18 protein-coding genes and 1 pseudogene are annotated in these 15,422 nt (G+C 30.3%); all 19 read left to right on the forward strand.

Translation table 11 applies throughout. The annotated features are described in order from the left end of the window. Positions 1-186 (forward strand): annotated as a pseudogene (locus AJ882_RS00020) (phage regulatory protein); the annotation flags it as partial. Beyond that, on the forward strand, positions 183-818 hold the full coding sequence (locus tag AJ882_RS00025; protein ID WP_002801682.1) for a hypothetical protein: 636 nt from the start codon (positions 183-185) through the stop codon (positions 816-818). The pseudogene AJ882_RS00020 and the gene AJ882_RS00025, both read left to right, overlap by 4 nt. Positions 819-851: 33 nt before the next feature. After that, positions 852-1,274: a single-stranded DNA-binding protein gene (locus tag AJ882_RS00030; RefSeq protein WP_070279622.1), complete on the forward strand. Its 423-nt coding sequence runs from the start codon at positions 852-854 to the stop codon at positions 1,272-1,274. A gap of 15 nt (positions 1,275-1,289) precedes the next feature. Continuing rightward, positions 1,290-1,565 carry a hypothetical protein gene (locus AJ882_RS00035; protein WP_002779630.1) on the forward strand — a complete coding sequence of 92 codons (276 nt, stop codon included), beginning with the start codon at positions 1,290-1,292 and terminating at the stop codon, positions 1,563-1,565. A gap of 3 nt (positions 1,566-1,568) precedes the next feature. Further along, positions 1,569-2,546 (forward strand): type IV secretion system protein, encoded by a 978-nt coding sequence (locus AJ882_RS00040; RefSeq protein WP_070273470.1) that lies wholly within the window; start codon positions 1,569-1,571, stop codon positions 2,544-2,546. Next, entirely contained in the window at positions 2,543-3,541 is a 999-nt protein-coding gene (locus AJ882_RS00045) for a type IV secretion system protein (protein WP_002790209.1), read from the forward strand. The genes AJ882_RS00040 and AJ882_RS00045 overlap by 4 nt, the downstream gene beginning before the upstream one ends. Next, on the forward strand, positions 3,531-3,695 hold the full coding sequence (locus AJ882_RS09405; protein ID WP_002788514.1) for a hypothetical protein: 165 nt from the start codon (positions 3,531-3,533) through the stop codon (positions 3,693-3,695). Before AJ882_RS00045 ends, AJ882_RS09405 begins: the two co-directional genes overlap by 11 nt. Continuing rightward, positions 3,685-4,344 carry a virB8 family protein gene (locus AJ882_RS00050; RefSeq protein WP_002788516.1) on the forward strand — a complete coding sequence of 220 codons (660 nt, stop codon included), beginning with the start codon at positions 3,685-3,687 and terminating at the stop codon, positions 4,342-4,344. The genes AJ882_RS09405 and AJ882_RS00050 overlap by 11 nt, the downstream gene beginning before the upstream one ends. After that, the gene (virB9, locus tag AJ882_RS00055) at positions 4,341-5,234 is read left to right on the forward strand and encodes a P-type conjugative transfer protein VirB9 (RefSeq protein ID WP_070273471.1); all 894 of its coding nucleotides are present in this window, start codon (positions 4,341-4,343) and stop codon (positions 5,232-5,234) included. The genes AJ882_RS00050 and virB9 overlap by 4 nt, the downstream gene beginning before the upstream one ends. A gap of 9 nt (positions 5,235-5,243) precedes the next feature. Then, complete coding sequence (virB10, locus tag AJ882_RS00060) at positions 5,244-6,422, forward strand: type IV secretion system protein VirB10 (RefSeq protein WP_002804394.1); 1,179 nt, start codon at positions 5,244-5,246, stop codon at positions 6,420-6,422. Beyond that, on the forward strand, positions 6,403-7,416 hold the full coding sequence (gene virB11 / locus AJ882_RS00065) for a P-type DNA transfer ATPase VirB11 (RefSeq protein WP_002804391.1): 1,014 nt from the start codon (positions 6,403-6,405) through the stop codon (positions 7,414-7,416). The genes virB10 and virB11 overlap by 20 nt, the downstream gene beginning before the upstream one ends. Then, entirely contained in the window at positions 7,409-7,975 is a 567-nt protein-coding gene (locus AJ882_RS00070; protein WP_002801292.1) for a hypothetical protein, read from the forward strand. Before virB11 ends, AJ882_RS00070 begins: the two co-directional genes overlap by 8 nt. Next, positions 7,976-9,787, forward strand: coding sequence for a type IV secretory system conjugative DNA transfer family protein (locus AJ882_RS00075; RefSeq protein ID WP_002804389.1), 1,812 nt, complete (start codon positions 7,976-7,978; stop codon positions 9,785-9,787). Next, positions 9,768-10,199 carry a cag pathogenicity island Cag12 family protein gene (locus tag AJ882_RS00080; protein ID WP_002788520.1) on the forward strand — a complete coding sequence of 144 codons (432 nt, stop codon included), beginning with the start codon at positions 9,768-9,770 and terminating at the stop codon, positions 10,197-10,199. The genes AJ882_RS00075 and AJ882_RS00080 overlap by 20 nt, the downstream gene beginning before the upstream one ends. A 2-nt stretch (positions 10,200-10,201) precedes the next feature. Further along, positions 10,202-10,960 (forward strand): TrbM/KikA/MpfK family conjugal transfer protein, encoded by a 759-nt coding sequence (locus AJ882_RS00085; protein ID WP_002779640.1) that lies wholly within the window; start codon positions 10,202-10,204, stop codon positions 10,958-10,960. A 2-nt stretch (positions 10,961-10,962) separates the two neighbouring features. Beyond that, on the forward strand, positions 10,963-11,760 hold the full coding sequence (locus AJ882_RS00090; RefSeq protein ID WP_070279623.1) for a hypothetical protein: 798 nt from the start codon (positions 10,963-10,965) through the stop codon (positions 11,758-11,760). A 75-nt stretch (positions 11,761-11,835) separates the two neighbouring features. Beyond that, positions 11,836-12,456: a hypothetical protein gene (locus AJ882_RS00095; RefSeq protein ID WP_002834102.1), complete on the forward strand. Its 621-nt coding sequence runs from the start codon at positions 11,836-11,838 to the stop codon at positions 12,454-12,456. Positions 12,457-12,542: 86 nt separating this feature from the next. Further along, entirely contained in the window at positions 12,543-13,184 is a 642-nt protein-coding gene (locus tag AJ882_RS00100; RefSeq protein WP_002779643.1) for a hypothetical protein, read from the forward strand. A 10-nt stretch (positions 13,185-13,194) separates the two neighbouring features. Beyond that, complete coding sequence (locus tag AJ882_RS00105; protein WP_002779644.1) at positions 13,195-15,387, forward strand: DNA topoisomerase 3; 2,193 nt, start codon at positions 13,195-13,197, stop codon at positions 15,385-15,387. Positions 15,388-15,422 lie beyond the last annotated feature (35 nt).

Below are 15,422 nucleotides of genomic sequence, written 5' to 3' on the forward strand. Positions count from 1 at the left end.
ATTAAAAGCCCTAATAAATACTTAACAGATTTAATGGAACTTATTTATCCAAATTTACCACAAAACGATTACAAGGTTAGTGTGACTATCACAGATAACCCTTATTCCAAAGAAGCTAAAAATGTATTTTCTTTAAATTATCTTGTAGATAATCGCACACCAAAAGATCCAAAGAAGTTGCAATGAGTGATAAAGAATTACAAAAAGAAATATTAGCTTTAGAAAACGATGTTAAGCAACTAGAAGCAACTATTAATGTAATCAAGAAAAGAATTACTCATCTTAAAGACATTGCTTGGGATAAACAAAGCAAAAAAGAAAGCTCTCAAATGTATAAAGTGTTAAAAGAAGATAAAACACATACAAGGGTTAAAAGTAATGTGGGGGACATTAAAGTAGATAAAGACTTTATGGAAAAAGAAATCAAAAAACATTTAGATAATCCAAATTTAAGAGGAATGGTTACTACACAAGAAATGCTTTCATTCCCTAAGGTGGCTAAAGGTGTGGAGGCAGAGTATGATGAAAGATATCAGGGGTATAGTTGGAAAACCAAAGCAAATGATGGAAGTATTTTAAACTATGGTGAAAGAGATTTTGGAAAAGGACACAGATTATTAACTGCTCACAGCAAAACAGAGAGGGGCGAACGGGGTCAGCTTCGCCAAGAGTTTAACGACCGCGATTTTCACAACTCTGTTGAAAGTATTATACCACAACAAAACCAATCTGTGAATGATTTTAAAGCAAAATTAGAAGAATTTAGCACCAAAAAAACAAATGCAATTAAATCTATAAATAAGGAGTTTAAAAGATGAAAAAACATTATACAAATGAAAAGGAGTTAAACAATGAATAATGTAAATTTAATCGGATACTTAGGAAAAGATTTCGAAATAGGCACCACAAATAGTGGAAGAATTTTTGCAAAAAACTCTCTTGCCATTACTAAGCGTTGGAAAAATGAAAGAGGTAATGAAGAGAGTAGCACAGTTTGGATACCCATCGTTTTATTTGGCAAAAGTGCCGAAAGTGCGTCAACACATATTAGAAAAGGTTCGCAGTTTGCATGCAGTGGTGAATTATCTTCTAGTCAATATCAAGATGAATCAGGAAATACAAAAACAGCATTGAGCGTTATTGTTTCTAAATTTTATTGGCTTGGCAAAAAAGATAAAGATGACAATGGAGCACAAAATCCACAAGTCCCACCAAAAGAGCCAAATATTGATTATCAAAACACAAATATAGATGAAGAAACACAAGTATTTTAAGATTTAAGGATAAAAATGTCTATAAAAAATTTAAGTGTAGAAGAATTAGCACAAGAATTAGAAACTTCAAATCATGAAAAGCTGATTAAAGCTTTGTTTTTATTTGAAAAAAGTTCTTCAATGGAAGATCTTAATTCAGATCAAATAGAAATAATTTTAGATGAAGTATATGAATTTTATATCAATCATAAATCTATATCTTCTTTTTTACAAGAAGATATAAACCAAGCATTAGATGAAGCTATTGATAAAGAGCTTTGCAAAAAACAAGAAAAATCATTTGAAAGGTAAAAAATGAAAAAAATTATCTTTGGTGTTAATAATAATAAAGCCATAGGTAAATCTCATCCCCATGAAAATGGGGCAAGACTAATAAGCCTTGACTATAATTATACAAAGGAGTATAATTATAACTATGAGATTTGCGTAACTCAATTTAATCACCTCTTTTCTGAGGTTAAATTTAGCCACAGGGTTGCAGCCCTATGGCTAACCCCACAAAATTATATCCAAAAATTTAAAAAATCTATTCTCATTTTTACTTCTATATTAATTTTGCCTTGCTTTTCACTTGGTGCTGGCATTCCTGTAGTTGATACAACTGCAAATCAACAAATGGCAACTCAAAATGCAAAACAAATAGCAGAATGGACAAAAGAGGCTTCAAGATGGACTGAAACTGTATCACACTACCAAAAACAAATACAAGCATACAAAGATGAACTCTTATCAAAAACAGGTGTAAGAGATTCGGTATCTTTTGTGAAAGATATAAAACAAATTTATTCAGATTTCGCAGAATCTGGACAAAATATACAATCTTTTTACAATGATGTTTTAAGAGATCCGCAGGATTTTTTAAGTGATAAAGGTAGCGAAATTTTTGGAAAATATACGAGCTTTGATCGATGTAATTTTGATTTTTTAAGTCAATCAGAAAAAAACATTTGCAAAATGAATTTAATCACTTATGCTGCTCAAGTAGAAACCTATAATCAAGCTTCAAAACAAATGGATACAATTAGCCAAACACTCCAAAAATTGCAAGATAAATTAGCAAATTCCAAAGATATTAAAGAAAGCACAGATGTCGGCAATGCTATCCAATTAGAAGTAGCAAAAATTCAAATGGTTAAAAATCAAGTTGATTTAGCCAATGCAAGCTATGAAAACCAAAGAAGAATCCAAGAAGATATGGCTATGCAAGAATATTCTAAGTCGTTACAAAAGCCACGAGAAAGTGCTATGGAATTTTTTAAGAATAACAAATGAATTTAGATCTTTTTCAAACTCTAGGTAAAAGCATACAACAAATTGTTGATGCGATAAGACAAGTAGGCGCGAGTGATAAGGTTGCTGAGCTTAGTGTATTGCTTTCTATAATCATAACTTTAGTTATTATGTATAAAGGCTATGAAGTTTTAATGGGAACAAGCCAAAGCCCTATTAGAGAACTTACTTGGGATATAGCAGGAAAACTTCTTGCCATTACTTTTGCTTTAAATATCGGTGGATGGCTTACTTTAGTCATTAATGCTATGGATGGAATTTATGAATGGGCTGGGGGTGGAACACAAATGTATAAAACATTAGATGAAATGTATGCGAACACAGCACAACTAGCAAACATAATTTGGGCTAAATCAAGTGGTGTTGGAGGTGCTATTTTAGCCATTGTAGCAATGCTGCTTTGTTATGTAGGATTTGTAATCGCTGTTGTGCCGACACTTGCTATCTTTGTGATTACAACTTTTACACAAACACTACTCGTAATAACCGCTCCTATAGTCTTTTGGCTTTTAATATTTAAATCCACTAAAAATGTTTTCACGCAATGGATAGGACTTTTACTTTCAAATACTTTAGTGATTTTACTTGTAGGATTATTTTTGAGTGTTTTTATGGAGCAAGTATCAACTTGGATTAAGTATTTTGCAAAAGTAACTCAAGCAGGAGACGAAGTATTAGGCACAAGCATTTTCTTCGTCATTGCTTCCTTAGTTCTTGTCATTATGATTATTTCTGCAAAACTTTATGCTGAAAAAGTCGCAAATGTTTCAATGGAAGGAGCTATGGGCGGAGCTATGGGATCTGCTTTAAATCCTGTTAGTAGATTGGCAGGTTGGACTGCAGGAAAAGCTGCAGGAAAAACTGTAAATGCAGGAAAAACTGGTGCAAAGTTAGCTGCTAAAGGTGCGAAGTTAGCTGCTAAAGGTGGTTATAGTTTTGCAAAAAAAATGTATGAAAGGGCTAGAAATGCAGGCTAAATTAATTTTTATTTTATTTTGTGGTGTGTTATTTTTTAGTGCTTGTAGCACTAAAAATCAAGGCAAATATGATGAATTTTTTAATAATCAAACAGGGTGGATTCCCATCAATCAAAACAAAGATTTAAATAAAGGAACTATGAATGAAAAATGACTTTAATACCGCAATGGATTATGAAGCTAGTTTCAGATATTTAATCGATAAAAGTAATAAAAGAGCTTGGCTTATCGCTTTTGTTTCTATTTTTATAGCCATAATTTCAATCGTAGCAGTTGTCTTACTTACCCCTCTAAAAACAATAGAGCCATATGTAATTCGAGTAGACAATACTACAGGTATGGTAGATATTTTAACTATGCTTGATGAAAAAGAAATTTCAAGTAATGAAGCTCTTGATAAGTATTTTATCTCTCAATATGTAAAAGCTAGAGAAGGATATTACTATGAGCTTTTAAATCAAGATTATTTACTCACTCAATTGATGAGCTCTGAAAAAGTCGCAAATGAATATAGAGCTTGGTATGAAGGTGAAAATGCTAGAGATCAAATTTTAAAAAACTCAAATGAAGTAAATGTGCAAATTTTAAGTATCGTTCTTGGCAATAGCAATGGGATTAAAACTTCAACTATAAGAGCAAAAATTATTACAAAAAATTTAAATACTAGAGGATTGTCAGAATCCACCAAAGTAATCACATTAAGCTATGACTATATTTTAGCTAAAGCTAGTGAGGAAAATAGAATTTTAAATCCTCTTGGCTTTAAAGTAACTAATTACAGAATTGATGAGGAGATAAGATGAAAAATATTACTTTAGCTATCCTTTCTTTTTTATTTTTGGCTCCTGCTTTTGCCTTAAATATCCCAAAAACTTCTTCTTTTGATAAAAGAATTGCTTATGCGGTTTATAATGCAAATGATGTTTTCCAAATCAATGCAAAAAATGGCTATGTAAGCGTATTAGAATTTGGCATTGATGAAAGGATTATTAATACTGCCACAGGTTTTGCAGAAGGTTGGGATTTAATAGAAAAAGATAATCTCTTATTCATTAAGCCAAAAGCTTATAAAACACAACTTGTGCAACAAGATAATAATAATATGGGGGAAAGCCAAGTATCACAAGAATTCGTTTTAGATCCAAATCCTCATGATTGGAAAACAAACTTAATTGTTATTACAAATCTAAACACTTATGTTTTTGATTTAAAACTTGTAAATCAAAATAATAACACTACCTATAAACTTAGTTTTTCTTATCCTAAAAAAGACTTAGAAGCAACTAAAGAATTTTTAGAAGCACAAGAACAAGAGAAAATACGCACAGATTTAAATAAGAATACCATTCCTAGAAATTGGGATTTTTATATGAAAGTTAATAAAGGAAGTGAAGATATAGCACCGAATTTTGCTTATGATGATGGTGTTTTTACATATATAGGATTTGATAATACTAAAACCTTTCCTGCTGTTTTCATGTATGACAATGGTAAAGAAAGTATTTTGAATACTCATATTAAAAAAGATGGAAATTATGAAGTTTTGGTGGTTCAAAAAATCGCAAAACAAATTCTATTGAGAAGTGGCGATAAGGTCGTTGGTATTTTCAATCGTGGTTATGCAAAAAATCCATTAAATAAAACAAGAGAAACCTCTAATGAAAATATTCAAAGAGAAATAAATAAAAAATAGGAAGCAGGCATGCAAGATAAAGAACAAGATAATTTAGACAATGATTTTGAAAATCACACAAGTGATTTGCATGAACAAAAAAATCATCTTAAAAAAATACAAGCTTACGCAATTTTTGCTGTTGGCGGCTTACTGTTTATTTTTTTAATGGTTTATTTCCTGAAATCATTTTCAGGAAATAACAACGATATAGAAGAAGCACCAAAAGAAGAAAATAATGATATAGCTCAAAGTGTTAAAACAAAGGAATTTGCTCCACCACCTTCATCTGCTCAAAAAACATTTGATGAGCTCGTGGCACAAGAACAACCTACACAAACTACAGCTTTGATGCTTGAAGCAGAACCTCCAAAACCTAGAATTGTTAAAGGCATTGGAGTTACTGTTGTTGCTTCATCTAATAATGGATTTAATGGGGGTAGCACAGGAGATAGAGGAGAATTTGGAGATAAGCCAAACACTGTATTTGAATTTGGACAAAATGGTTCAGGTGCTTTACAAAATTCTAACAATTTCCAAAGCGGTGGAGAATTTACAGGTGAAGTATTTACTCCGACAATTGCCAAAGTTAGCGAATTTGATCAAAATTTACTCTTACCTAAAGGCACTTATATAGGTTGTGCCCTAAAAACAAGATTAGTAAGCTCTATTAAAGGTGGTATTGCTTGTATTGTTTCAAATGATGTTTATTCAGCAAATGGAAATACACTTTTAATAGAAAAGGGTAGCACCATTACAGGAACTTTCAATGCTGGACAATTAGATGATGGCATGGATAGACTTTTTGTGATTTGGCAAGAAATTAGAACACCAAACAATATTATCATCCCTGTTTATTCTGGTGCAACCGATGAACTTGGAGCAAGTGGAATGCAAGGATGGGTAGATCATCATTATTTAAAACGATTTGGCTCTGCTATTTTATTATCAATGATAGATGATTCACTGGCTATCTTAGCGGATCAAATTACAGGCAAAGATAATAAAAATAATTATGCCAATTACACTGAAAATACAAGAGATTCTGCAAAAGAAATCGCAAATACAGCATTAGAAAAAATGATTGATATTAAACCTACTCTTTATAAGAATCACGGAGATTTGGTCGGTGTTTATGTAAACAGAGATATAGATTTTTCAAAGGTTTATAAGCTTACAAGGAAAAAGAATGTCAATAACGCTAGATAAATACACTCAAAAATATTTCGGAGAATTTTTAAAAGATGATAATATCAATGAAATCTGCTATAACGGCGATAATAAAATTTGGGTACAAAACTCCAAAGGATTATGGGAATCTGTACAAACAGAACTTGATTTTGAGTCCGCAGGACATTTTGCAACTGCTTCAGCCTCTTTTAAAAAAGACAAAATAGATGTATCACGCCCTATTCTTTCTTGTATTTTGGTAGGCGGAGAGCGTATGCAAATTGTTATTCCGCCTGCTACCAAAAGCGAACATATTTCAATTACTATCAGAAAACCAAGCAAAACTCGCTTTAAAATGGAAGATCATGTTAAAAGTGGACTTTTCGAAGATTTAAACCCTGATGATAAAAATATAATCAAACCAAGCGATGAAGAATTAATCAAGTTATATAAAGAAAGAGATTATCAAGCTTTTATATCAAAAGCTGTTAGCTATGGTAAAAATATCATCATCGCTGGTGAAACTGGCAGTGGTAAAACCACTTTTATGAAAACTCTTATTGATTTCATAAGCCTCGATGATCGGATCATAACAATAGAAGATGTTGAAGAAATCAAATTCTACGAACACAAAAATTTCGTGCAATTATTCTATCCGAGTGAAGCAAAAAGCACAGATTTTTTAAATTCTGCAACGCTTTTAAAATCTTGTCTAAGAATGAAGCCTGACAGAATTTTACTTGCAGAGCTTAGAGGTGCGGAAACTTATGATTTTATCAATGTCTTAGCTAGTGGACATGGTGGAAGCATTACAAGTTGTCATGCAGGAAGTCCTGAAGAAACATTCACACGACTTGCCTTAATGACTTTGCAAAACCCACAAGGTCAATGCGTTCCTTTTGAAATTATCCAAAAAACACTTAAAGATTTAATTGATATTGTCGTGCATATCCACGCTCATCACGGAAAAAGGCGTATTAGTGGCATTTATTTTAAAGAAATAGAGAATATCAAAAAGGATTCTAATGAGTGATAAAGAATTAGAAATCTTTGAGCTTTGCGAAAGATTATCAAAGCTTTTAGGAGACAAAGAAGCAATCGCTGATTTAAAGAAGTTATATACAAATCACCCCGAAATGTTTAAAGATATGCAAGAAGTTTCAAACACAATTAAAGAAGTGGTTAAAGAACCTGAATTAATTATTAAAAATCCTAGACCTAAAAATGAAAAGGATTTTATAGCAGTCAAACATTTGCAAGACAAAAAGCAAAAAATTGGCGATATTGGTATTAGAAATGATAGTGGAACTAATACAATTTTTCACGCAAATATATCATCAAATAGAAATTTTAAAAGATTGGCTAAAAAAGAACAAGCAGTTACTGGTGAAGCCGTCCACTCCCTTCACACCTCGAGACCTGCCGAGCTGGGCGGTAATAATCAAGAATTATCTGGTGCAAATGCACATTCAGTAACCGCTAACAGCATTATACCACAACAAAACAAATCCGCAAATGATTTTAAAGCAAAACTAAAAGAGTTTGACGCCAAAGGAAAGAACCATATTCAAACCAAAGAAAAGGAGAGATAAATGCAAAATAACAAAAGTATTCAAATTATTTTTCTTGCGATTTCTAGTGTTTTTCTTACATATTTACTAACGCCTCTTGTTTTCTTTTTTTTAAACAAGGTAAAAATAATGAAAGCGATTGAAATTTATAACATAAATTTTACGCTACAAGCAATCGCTAATGGTTATCCAAAAATATGGCTTTCTTTGAGTATTACTTTTGGCATTTGTTTTGTTGTTTTTTCTGTTTTGGTGTTATCTTTAAAAGCCAAAAAATCTCAATTTGGTGAAGCTAGATTTGCAAATTTTAATGAGATTAAAAAAATGAATTTATTTGGCGATAAAGGAATTATTATCGGAAAATATAAAGGAAAATTGCTAAGATTTGGCGGTCAGCAATTTGTAGCTTTAGGAGCTCCCACAAGAAGTGGTAAGGGTGTAGGTATAGTAATACCAAACTTATTAGAGTGGCAAGAAAGTGCTGTTGTGCAAGATATTAAGCAAGAATGTTTTGACTATACAAGCAAATATAGAAAAGAGATTTTAAAACAAGAAGTGTATTTGTTTAATCCATTTTCAAGACAGACTCATCGTTATAATCCTTTAACTTACATTGATATGAGTGATAAAGAACATTGCGATAGTCAATTAATGGATTTGGCTAACATACTTTATCCACTTGATGGGGATTCTACTTCAAAATTTTTTAATGGTTTAGCACAAAATCTCTTTATAGGTCTTTGTTATTTATGGCGTGATTTGCAACTCACAGATATGGGTAAAGAATTTCAAAAATCTTTTAATGTAGATGTAGGAAATTTTAACTTTTACAATATCTTGCAACTCTCAAAAGGCTTTTCACTCAAGAATGAAGAAAAAACCTTAAGAGGTTTTGATGATACATATAATTTCTTGGTCTATTGTGAAATCTTAGATGAAGCAACTATAAGGCGTTTAGAAACTTATTTTAATATCAACTCAGATGCTACTAAATCAGGCGTAATGAGCTCTTTTAATGCTCCGCTTGTGCCATTTGAAAGTGAAACATTAAGATTAAGCACAGAAACAAGTGATTTTGATTTGCGAGATTTGCGTAAAAAGAAAATGACAATTTATATAGGTATTACACCTGATCAACTCGCAAATGCTCAATTTATTTTAAACATTTTTTGGTCGCAACTTATTTTATTAAACACCAAAGAATTGCCACAAAGCAATAAAGAATTAAAATACACTTGTTTGATGGTTATGGATGAATTTACTGCACCTAGCAGAATTCCTATTTATCAATCTGCGATAAGTTTTATGGCTGGATATTGGTTACGCTCTTTGATGATTTATCAATCTAATTCACAACTTGAAACACAACCGCCTTTAGGTTATGGCAAGGAAGGGGCAAAAACCCTTTTGACTAACCATGCTTGTCAAATTTTCTATGCACCAAGAGAGCAAGAAGACGCAGAAGCTATCTCTAGGATTTTAGGAAATACTACTTTTAAAACAAGCTCAAGAAGTATTAATTCAGGTGGTAATGGTGGCGGATCAAGAAGTATTAGCGAAGCAAGTAGAGCATTAATGCTTCCACAAGAACTTAGAGAAATGCCTTTTGAAAATGAACTTATTACTATTGATAGTGGTAAGCCCATTTTATGCAATAAAGCATTCTACTATTCAGATTCATATTTCATGGATAAATTTAAGGCTGTTTCAAAAAGCCTATCAGGAATAAAAAAAATCCCTTCACGCAAACAATTAGAAGATGCAATCTTAAAAGGAGAATGCAAAATTAAAATTCAAATTATAGGAGAAAACAATGAAAAAAATGTCGCTTAGTTTAGCTTTAATCACTTCATTAATGGTTGGATGTTCTGCACCAAAAGCAAAGCGATTAGATGATAGCTCTGCATTATCTATTAATAATTCTATTTTGGAGCACAAATACAGTTTCGTTCCAAAAGATCCTTATTTAAGTGGATTTAACTGGACTTATCATATTGTGGTTGAAAAAAAGACTGTGGATGATGATTTTATTAAAAATGATCTTGTTACTAAAACTTTTTTACTCGCCCACAATTCAACAAAAATTATTTTAGTAGGTAGAGATGATTTAATTAAACAATACAAACATTATTTTGAAAAAAATCAAGTTCTTGCACCCATAGAATTACAACCTGTGAGCCCTATTGAACGCGATTTTAATAAAGTAAATATCTTATTTTTCAATAAAACTAACTTAGGAGAATAAAAATGAAAAAAATTACTTTCGCAACAATTTTGTTTTTTGGAGTTGTATCATCATCTAATGCAATAAAATTAGATGTTTTAACAGGAGATACTAAATTAGCTTGTGAAGCGATGCTTTGCCTTGCAAGTCCTGTTAAACCACCTGAATGCGGTACAGCTTTGGCAAGATATTTTAGCATTGATGCACGAAAATGGGCAGATGTAATCGCTAAACGCAGAAGTTTTTTAAATTTATGCCCTGTAGATGCTTCAAGTGATCCTGAAATGTATAAATATAAAAATGATATTTTGGTTCATTTGGATGGAGAATGCTCTGTACCTGCATTAAATAACCGAGTTGAAAACACTCTATTAAGAACTGAAACTATAAAAAAATGCGGAGCTGAAAGTTCTTGCACTACTGAAATTATAAAGCATTATGGATATAGAATTAATCCACAACTTACAAATTCTTGTAGACTTTTAGCTTCATCTAAATATACAGACTATCATCTAAAATATACTTGCAATACTAAATTTTATGAGAAAAAAGACTGGGAAAGAGGTTATGAGTTAAAAGAAGTATCACAAGAAATTTATAATGCTTTACCTATCTCTCAAAGAGAACAAGGAGAGAAATTAGTCCCTGTAAGCTATGCGGAATTTATTAGATTGCCTGCTGACAAAAGAAAGCAAGGAGGATTTGGTAAATATTACAGAATCGATATTGCTTTTTACCAAAAAATAATTATTAAAAAAGATTGCTGGATAAATGAGAAATAACTATGAATGAAGAAATTAATTCTAATGAAAATAACCTTTATGAGTTGGCTAAGGAAGATAATTCAACCAATATGGTTATACAAAATTATAATGAACTATTGAGTAAATTTGAGAATCTTATCAAAACAATTATTGCTAAAATTAATATTGGGAAACAAAATTCAAGCAATAATACAGAAGATGGAATTTTTAAAGATTTAGAAAAAAATATTATTGAGCTAGATAATACTTTTCTAGCTCTTATTTCTTATTTTAAAAATCCGCCAAGCGATGAAGAAAAAGAATTTATTAATAAAACAGCCTCTATTAAAAAAACAATGGAAGATTTTGCAGAATTTGCTAATGAAATTCAAAAATTATCGCTGGATGATAAACTTAAAAAATATAATGAACAAATCAACAAATTTTGTGAAATAGTAGAATATAAACTTTCTCATAATGCAGAAAATTATAATTCATTTCTCGATCGTTTCGTTGAAAATGGAAAACTAAAATTGAATACATTTTCAGAAATTTTTACAAAAATGACAAAAAATACAAAATGGTATCTTATATTTTTTAGTTTTACTTCTATAGGGTTAGGTATGGCTCTTGGCATTTTAATTTTGCTTACTTATATAAAATATTCAGAATATAACAATTTAAAAGAAAGAGTAAGCACAATCACTCAAGGTTTAGCCACTATCTCTATTGATGAAAATAGCAAAGGAAGCTTTACCTTGAGCTTTGCAAAAAACAAAAAAACTATTTTCAATGAGAATAAAAATAGTATTCAAATCACACTACAAGGAGGTGAATGAACAAGGGAATTATATACAAAAAAAATGCAAAAAACAAAAAACAAATCACAAATTTATTAAAAAAAGGAGCAAAAAATGGCATTTGGAAAATTAGTTAATGATAAAATTGTTATCGATACAAACAATGCTTTAAATTATAGAGGCAAGGAAGGTGATATTCAACAAAGAAAGGTAGATACTGCCCTCATCGATGTTATTAAAGAAGCTGGACAAGTTGCTGCAATGGAACACGGAGCTGTGCTTTTTTCTGCAAAAGTTAACGAGGTATGGAAAAACTATTTTGTTAATAGAGATGAAAAAACTCACAATATAGTTTTAAAACCTACAAATTCACAAAATAGAGATGATTTCATTTATATCAACTCTAATATAAATGAGCAAGGTTATTTTTACTACACAATTAATCAGAAGCGAGAATCTGCAAAAGAATTAATTGAAGGAGTTGGAATTGTAGAACACCAAAATCAAGATGGAACTAAAAGCCACTATTTAGAAACTAATGTAAGGCTTTATAATGAAGAATTAAAACAAGAACTTAAAGAAAAAGGGAATGAGTTTATAGCTGTAATTTCAAATGCTGGAATTAAAGTTGTTAATGAAGCTGAAATGAAAGCACAAAAACAAGAACAACAAATACAGCAAACTCAAGAAATCAAAGAGCCTGAAAAAACTCAAAACCAAGAGTTTGGAAGATAAAAATATGCACCTTATAAAGGTGCATATTTATAGTTATTATTATTTATTAATAGTAATTATAAGTAACAAAATTAAAAGGAATAAAAATGAAAGTAAATTATATAGAGCTTGAAAAAAAAGAAGGACAAATAGGCAATATTCCATATATTATAATAAAAGTTGAATATCCGAATCTAAAAAAATTACAAGAGAATGATCTTTTAATGGCAAATGATAAAGGACAATGGCTTTGCGGTTTTATAGGCTTAAAAGAAAATCAAAAAGTAGATTTTAAAGAATTAGATAATGGATATATAGCTCCTCAATATTTATATTTAAACTCAAAAGATCAAAAAGAAATTGATTTATTTTCGAATAATCTAGAAATTACAAAAGTTTTACAATTTGATTTAAATCATTCTTGGAATAAAACCGAAAAAAATACTCAATTAGATGAAGAAGAATGCTTAAAAATCATTAAAAACACCATAGAATATATTAATAATTTCAATAAAAATATCAGCAAACAAGAATTTGAAGAGCTAAGTAAAGAAGAAAATACCCATAAAACTCATAAATTAATTGAAAGACTTATGATGCAAGAAGAAGGAACAAGTGGATTAATAGAAAAAGATTTAAAGGAAATAAAAAAAGATAAAAGTTATTTTTTTGACAAGATGAGTAGTTTTGCAAAAAATCAAACTATAGAAAAATCGAGGACAAAAGAAGATTATAGCATTAATAACTAGAAAGGTGAAAATGAAATTATTTATAGCAGAAAAACCCGAACTTGGTAGAGCAATTGCAGAAGGACTAGATGGCAATTATAAAAGCGGAGAAGGATATATACAAAAAGGTGATAATATTGTTACTTGGGCTTTTGGGCATATTCTAGAGCTTGCGAAACCTGAAGAATATGATGAAAAATATAAGTTGTGGAAACTTGAAGACTTACCACTACCCATTAAAGAATTTAAATATTTACCCAAAAAAGAAAGTAAAAAACAATTAAAAATTATTTGCGATTTAATCCATAGCGACAAGATTACTTCTATTGTAAATTGTGGGGATGCAGATGATGAGGGTCAAATTCTTGTTGATGAAATTATTCAATACTCCAAAACTTCTAAACCTGTATTTAGGGTTTTAATTAATGATTTAACACCAAAAGCAGTAAAAGAAGAAATAGCAAAAATTAAGCCAAATGCAGATTTTAAAGGAATGAGCGAAAGAGGTTTTGCAAGAAGTCAAGCAGATTGGATAGTAGGCATAAATCTTACTAGGGCGTATACCATAATGGCACGAAAAAATGGATATGAGGGCATTTTAAGCGTAGGTAGAGTTCAAACGCCTATTTTGGCTCTTATAGTTAATAGAGATAAAGAATTTGAAAATTTTAAAAGTATAAATTATTATTCTTTGCTAGGTGATTTTAATATCAACAATAATACTATTAAAGCAAGATTGAAAACAGAAGATAAAATTTTAGATGAAAATTTAGCTAAAGAGATCAAAGAATCTTGTGAAAATCAAAATGCAAAAATTAATTTAAAAATAGAAAACAAAAAGGAATATCCACCGCTACCTTATAATCTACTTGTTTTACAAGCTGAATGTGCAAAACTTTTTGGTTTTAGCCCTGATAAAACATTAGAAATCACTCAAATTTTAAGAGAAAAACACAAGGCTATAACTTATAATAGATCAGATTGCCAATATTTACCTGAAACAATGTTTGAACAAGCACCAAATATTTTAAATATTATAAAGGAAAATTTAAATTCTAATGATGAAATTCAAGCTCTCATTGATAGCAGTGATTTAACAATAAAAAGCAAGGCTTTTAACGATGCTAACATTTCAGCACACTATGGAATAATCCCTACCCAAAATAAAATTTCATCGCAATTAACTCAAGATGAATTAGTCGTTTACAATCTAATCGCTAAAAGATTTATTATCCAATTCTTTCATCCTAGAGAATATCAAACTACTACAATTAATTTAGAAGTAAATCAAAGAATTTTTACCGCTACTCAAAACAAGACAACAAAAAGTGGTTTTAGAAGTCTTTGGCAAAATATAGATAGCGAAGAGGAACAAGAAAATAATGAGAACGATATAAACGATTTATCTATCTTAAAAAATGGTGATATTGCAAAATGCTCTTTGATACAAATTGAAAAAAAGCAAACAAAGCCACGCCCTTACTACACTATGACAACGCTACTTAAAGATTTAAATAGTGTCGCAAAGTATGTGTCTGATGAAAGAATTAAAAAATTACTGATTGAAAAAGACAAAGACAAAAAAGGTGAAAGTGGTGGTATAGGAACACCTGCAACAAGATCTAATCATATAAAAACATTAATTGAAAGAGAGTATATAGAAGTAAGTAAAGATAAAAAACAAATTATCAAATCCACTAAAAAAGGTAGAGATTTAATTAAACTTTCTCCAAAATCACTTATTACTCCTGACATGACAGCATTGTGGTTTGAGCAACAAAAAATGATAGAAATATCAGAATTAAGAAGAGAACAATTCTTAGAAGAAATCACAAAAGAAGTAATTAGCGAAATTCAAAGAATTGATAAAAATCAAGAGTTTAAAATACTAGATAATGAAAACAAACCAAAAATTCAATGTCCGCAATGCAATAAAGGATTTTTAACCAAACGAAAAGGGAAATATGGAAACTTTTGGGGTTGTAGTGAATTTAAACAAGGTTGCAAAGCCATTTATCCTGATAACAAAGGCACACCAAACTTTGAAACAAAACAAGCAAGCAACGATACTACTCATAAATGTCCGCAATGCAATAAAGGATTTTTACAAAGAATAAAAAGTAAAAATGGTAATAGTTGGTGGTGGGGTTGTAGTGAATTTAAACAAGGTTGCAAGGCTATGTATTATGACGATAATGGAAAACCTAAAATAATAAATGTATAATATTAATAAATATTAATTTATTTTAATTAATATTA

The sequence above is a fragment of the Campylobacter sp. BCW_6461 genome (assembly GCF_001762735.1).
In the GTDB taxonomy this organism is placed as follows: domain Bacteria; phylum Campylobacterota; class Campylobacteria; order Campylobacterales; family Campylobacteraceae; genus Campylobacter_D; species Campylobacter_D jejuni.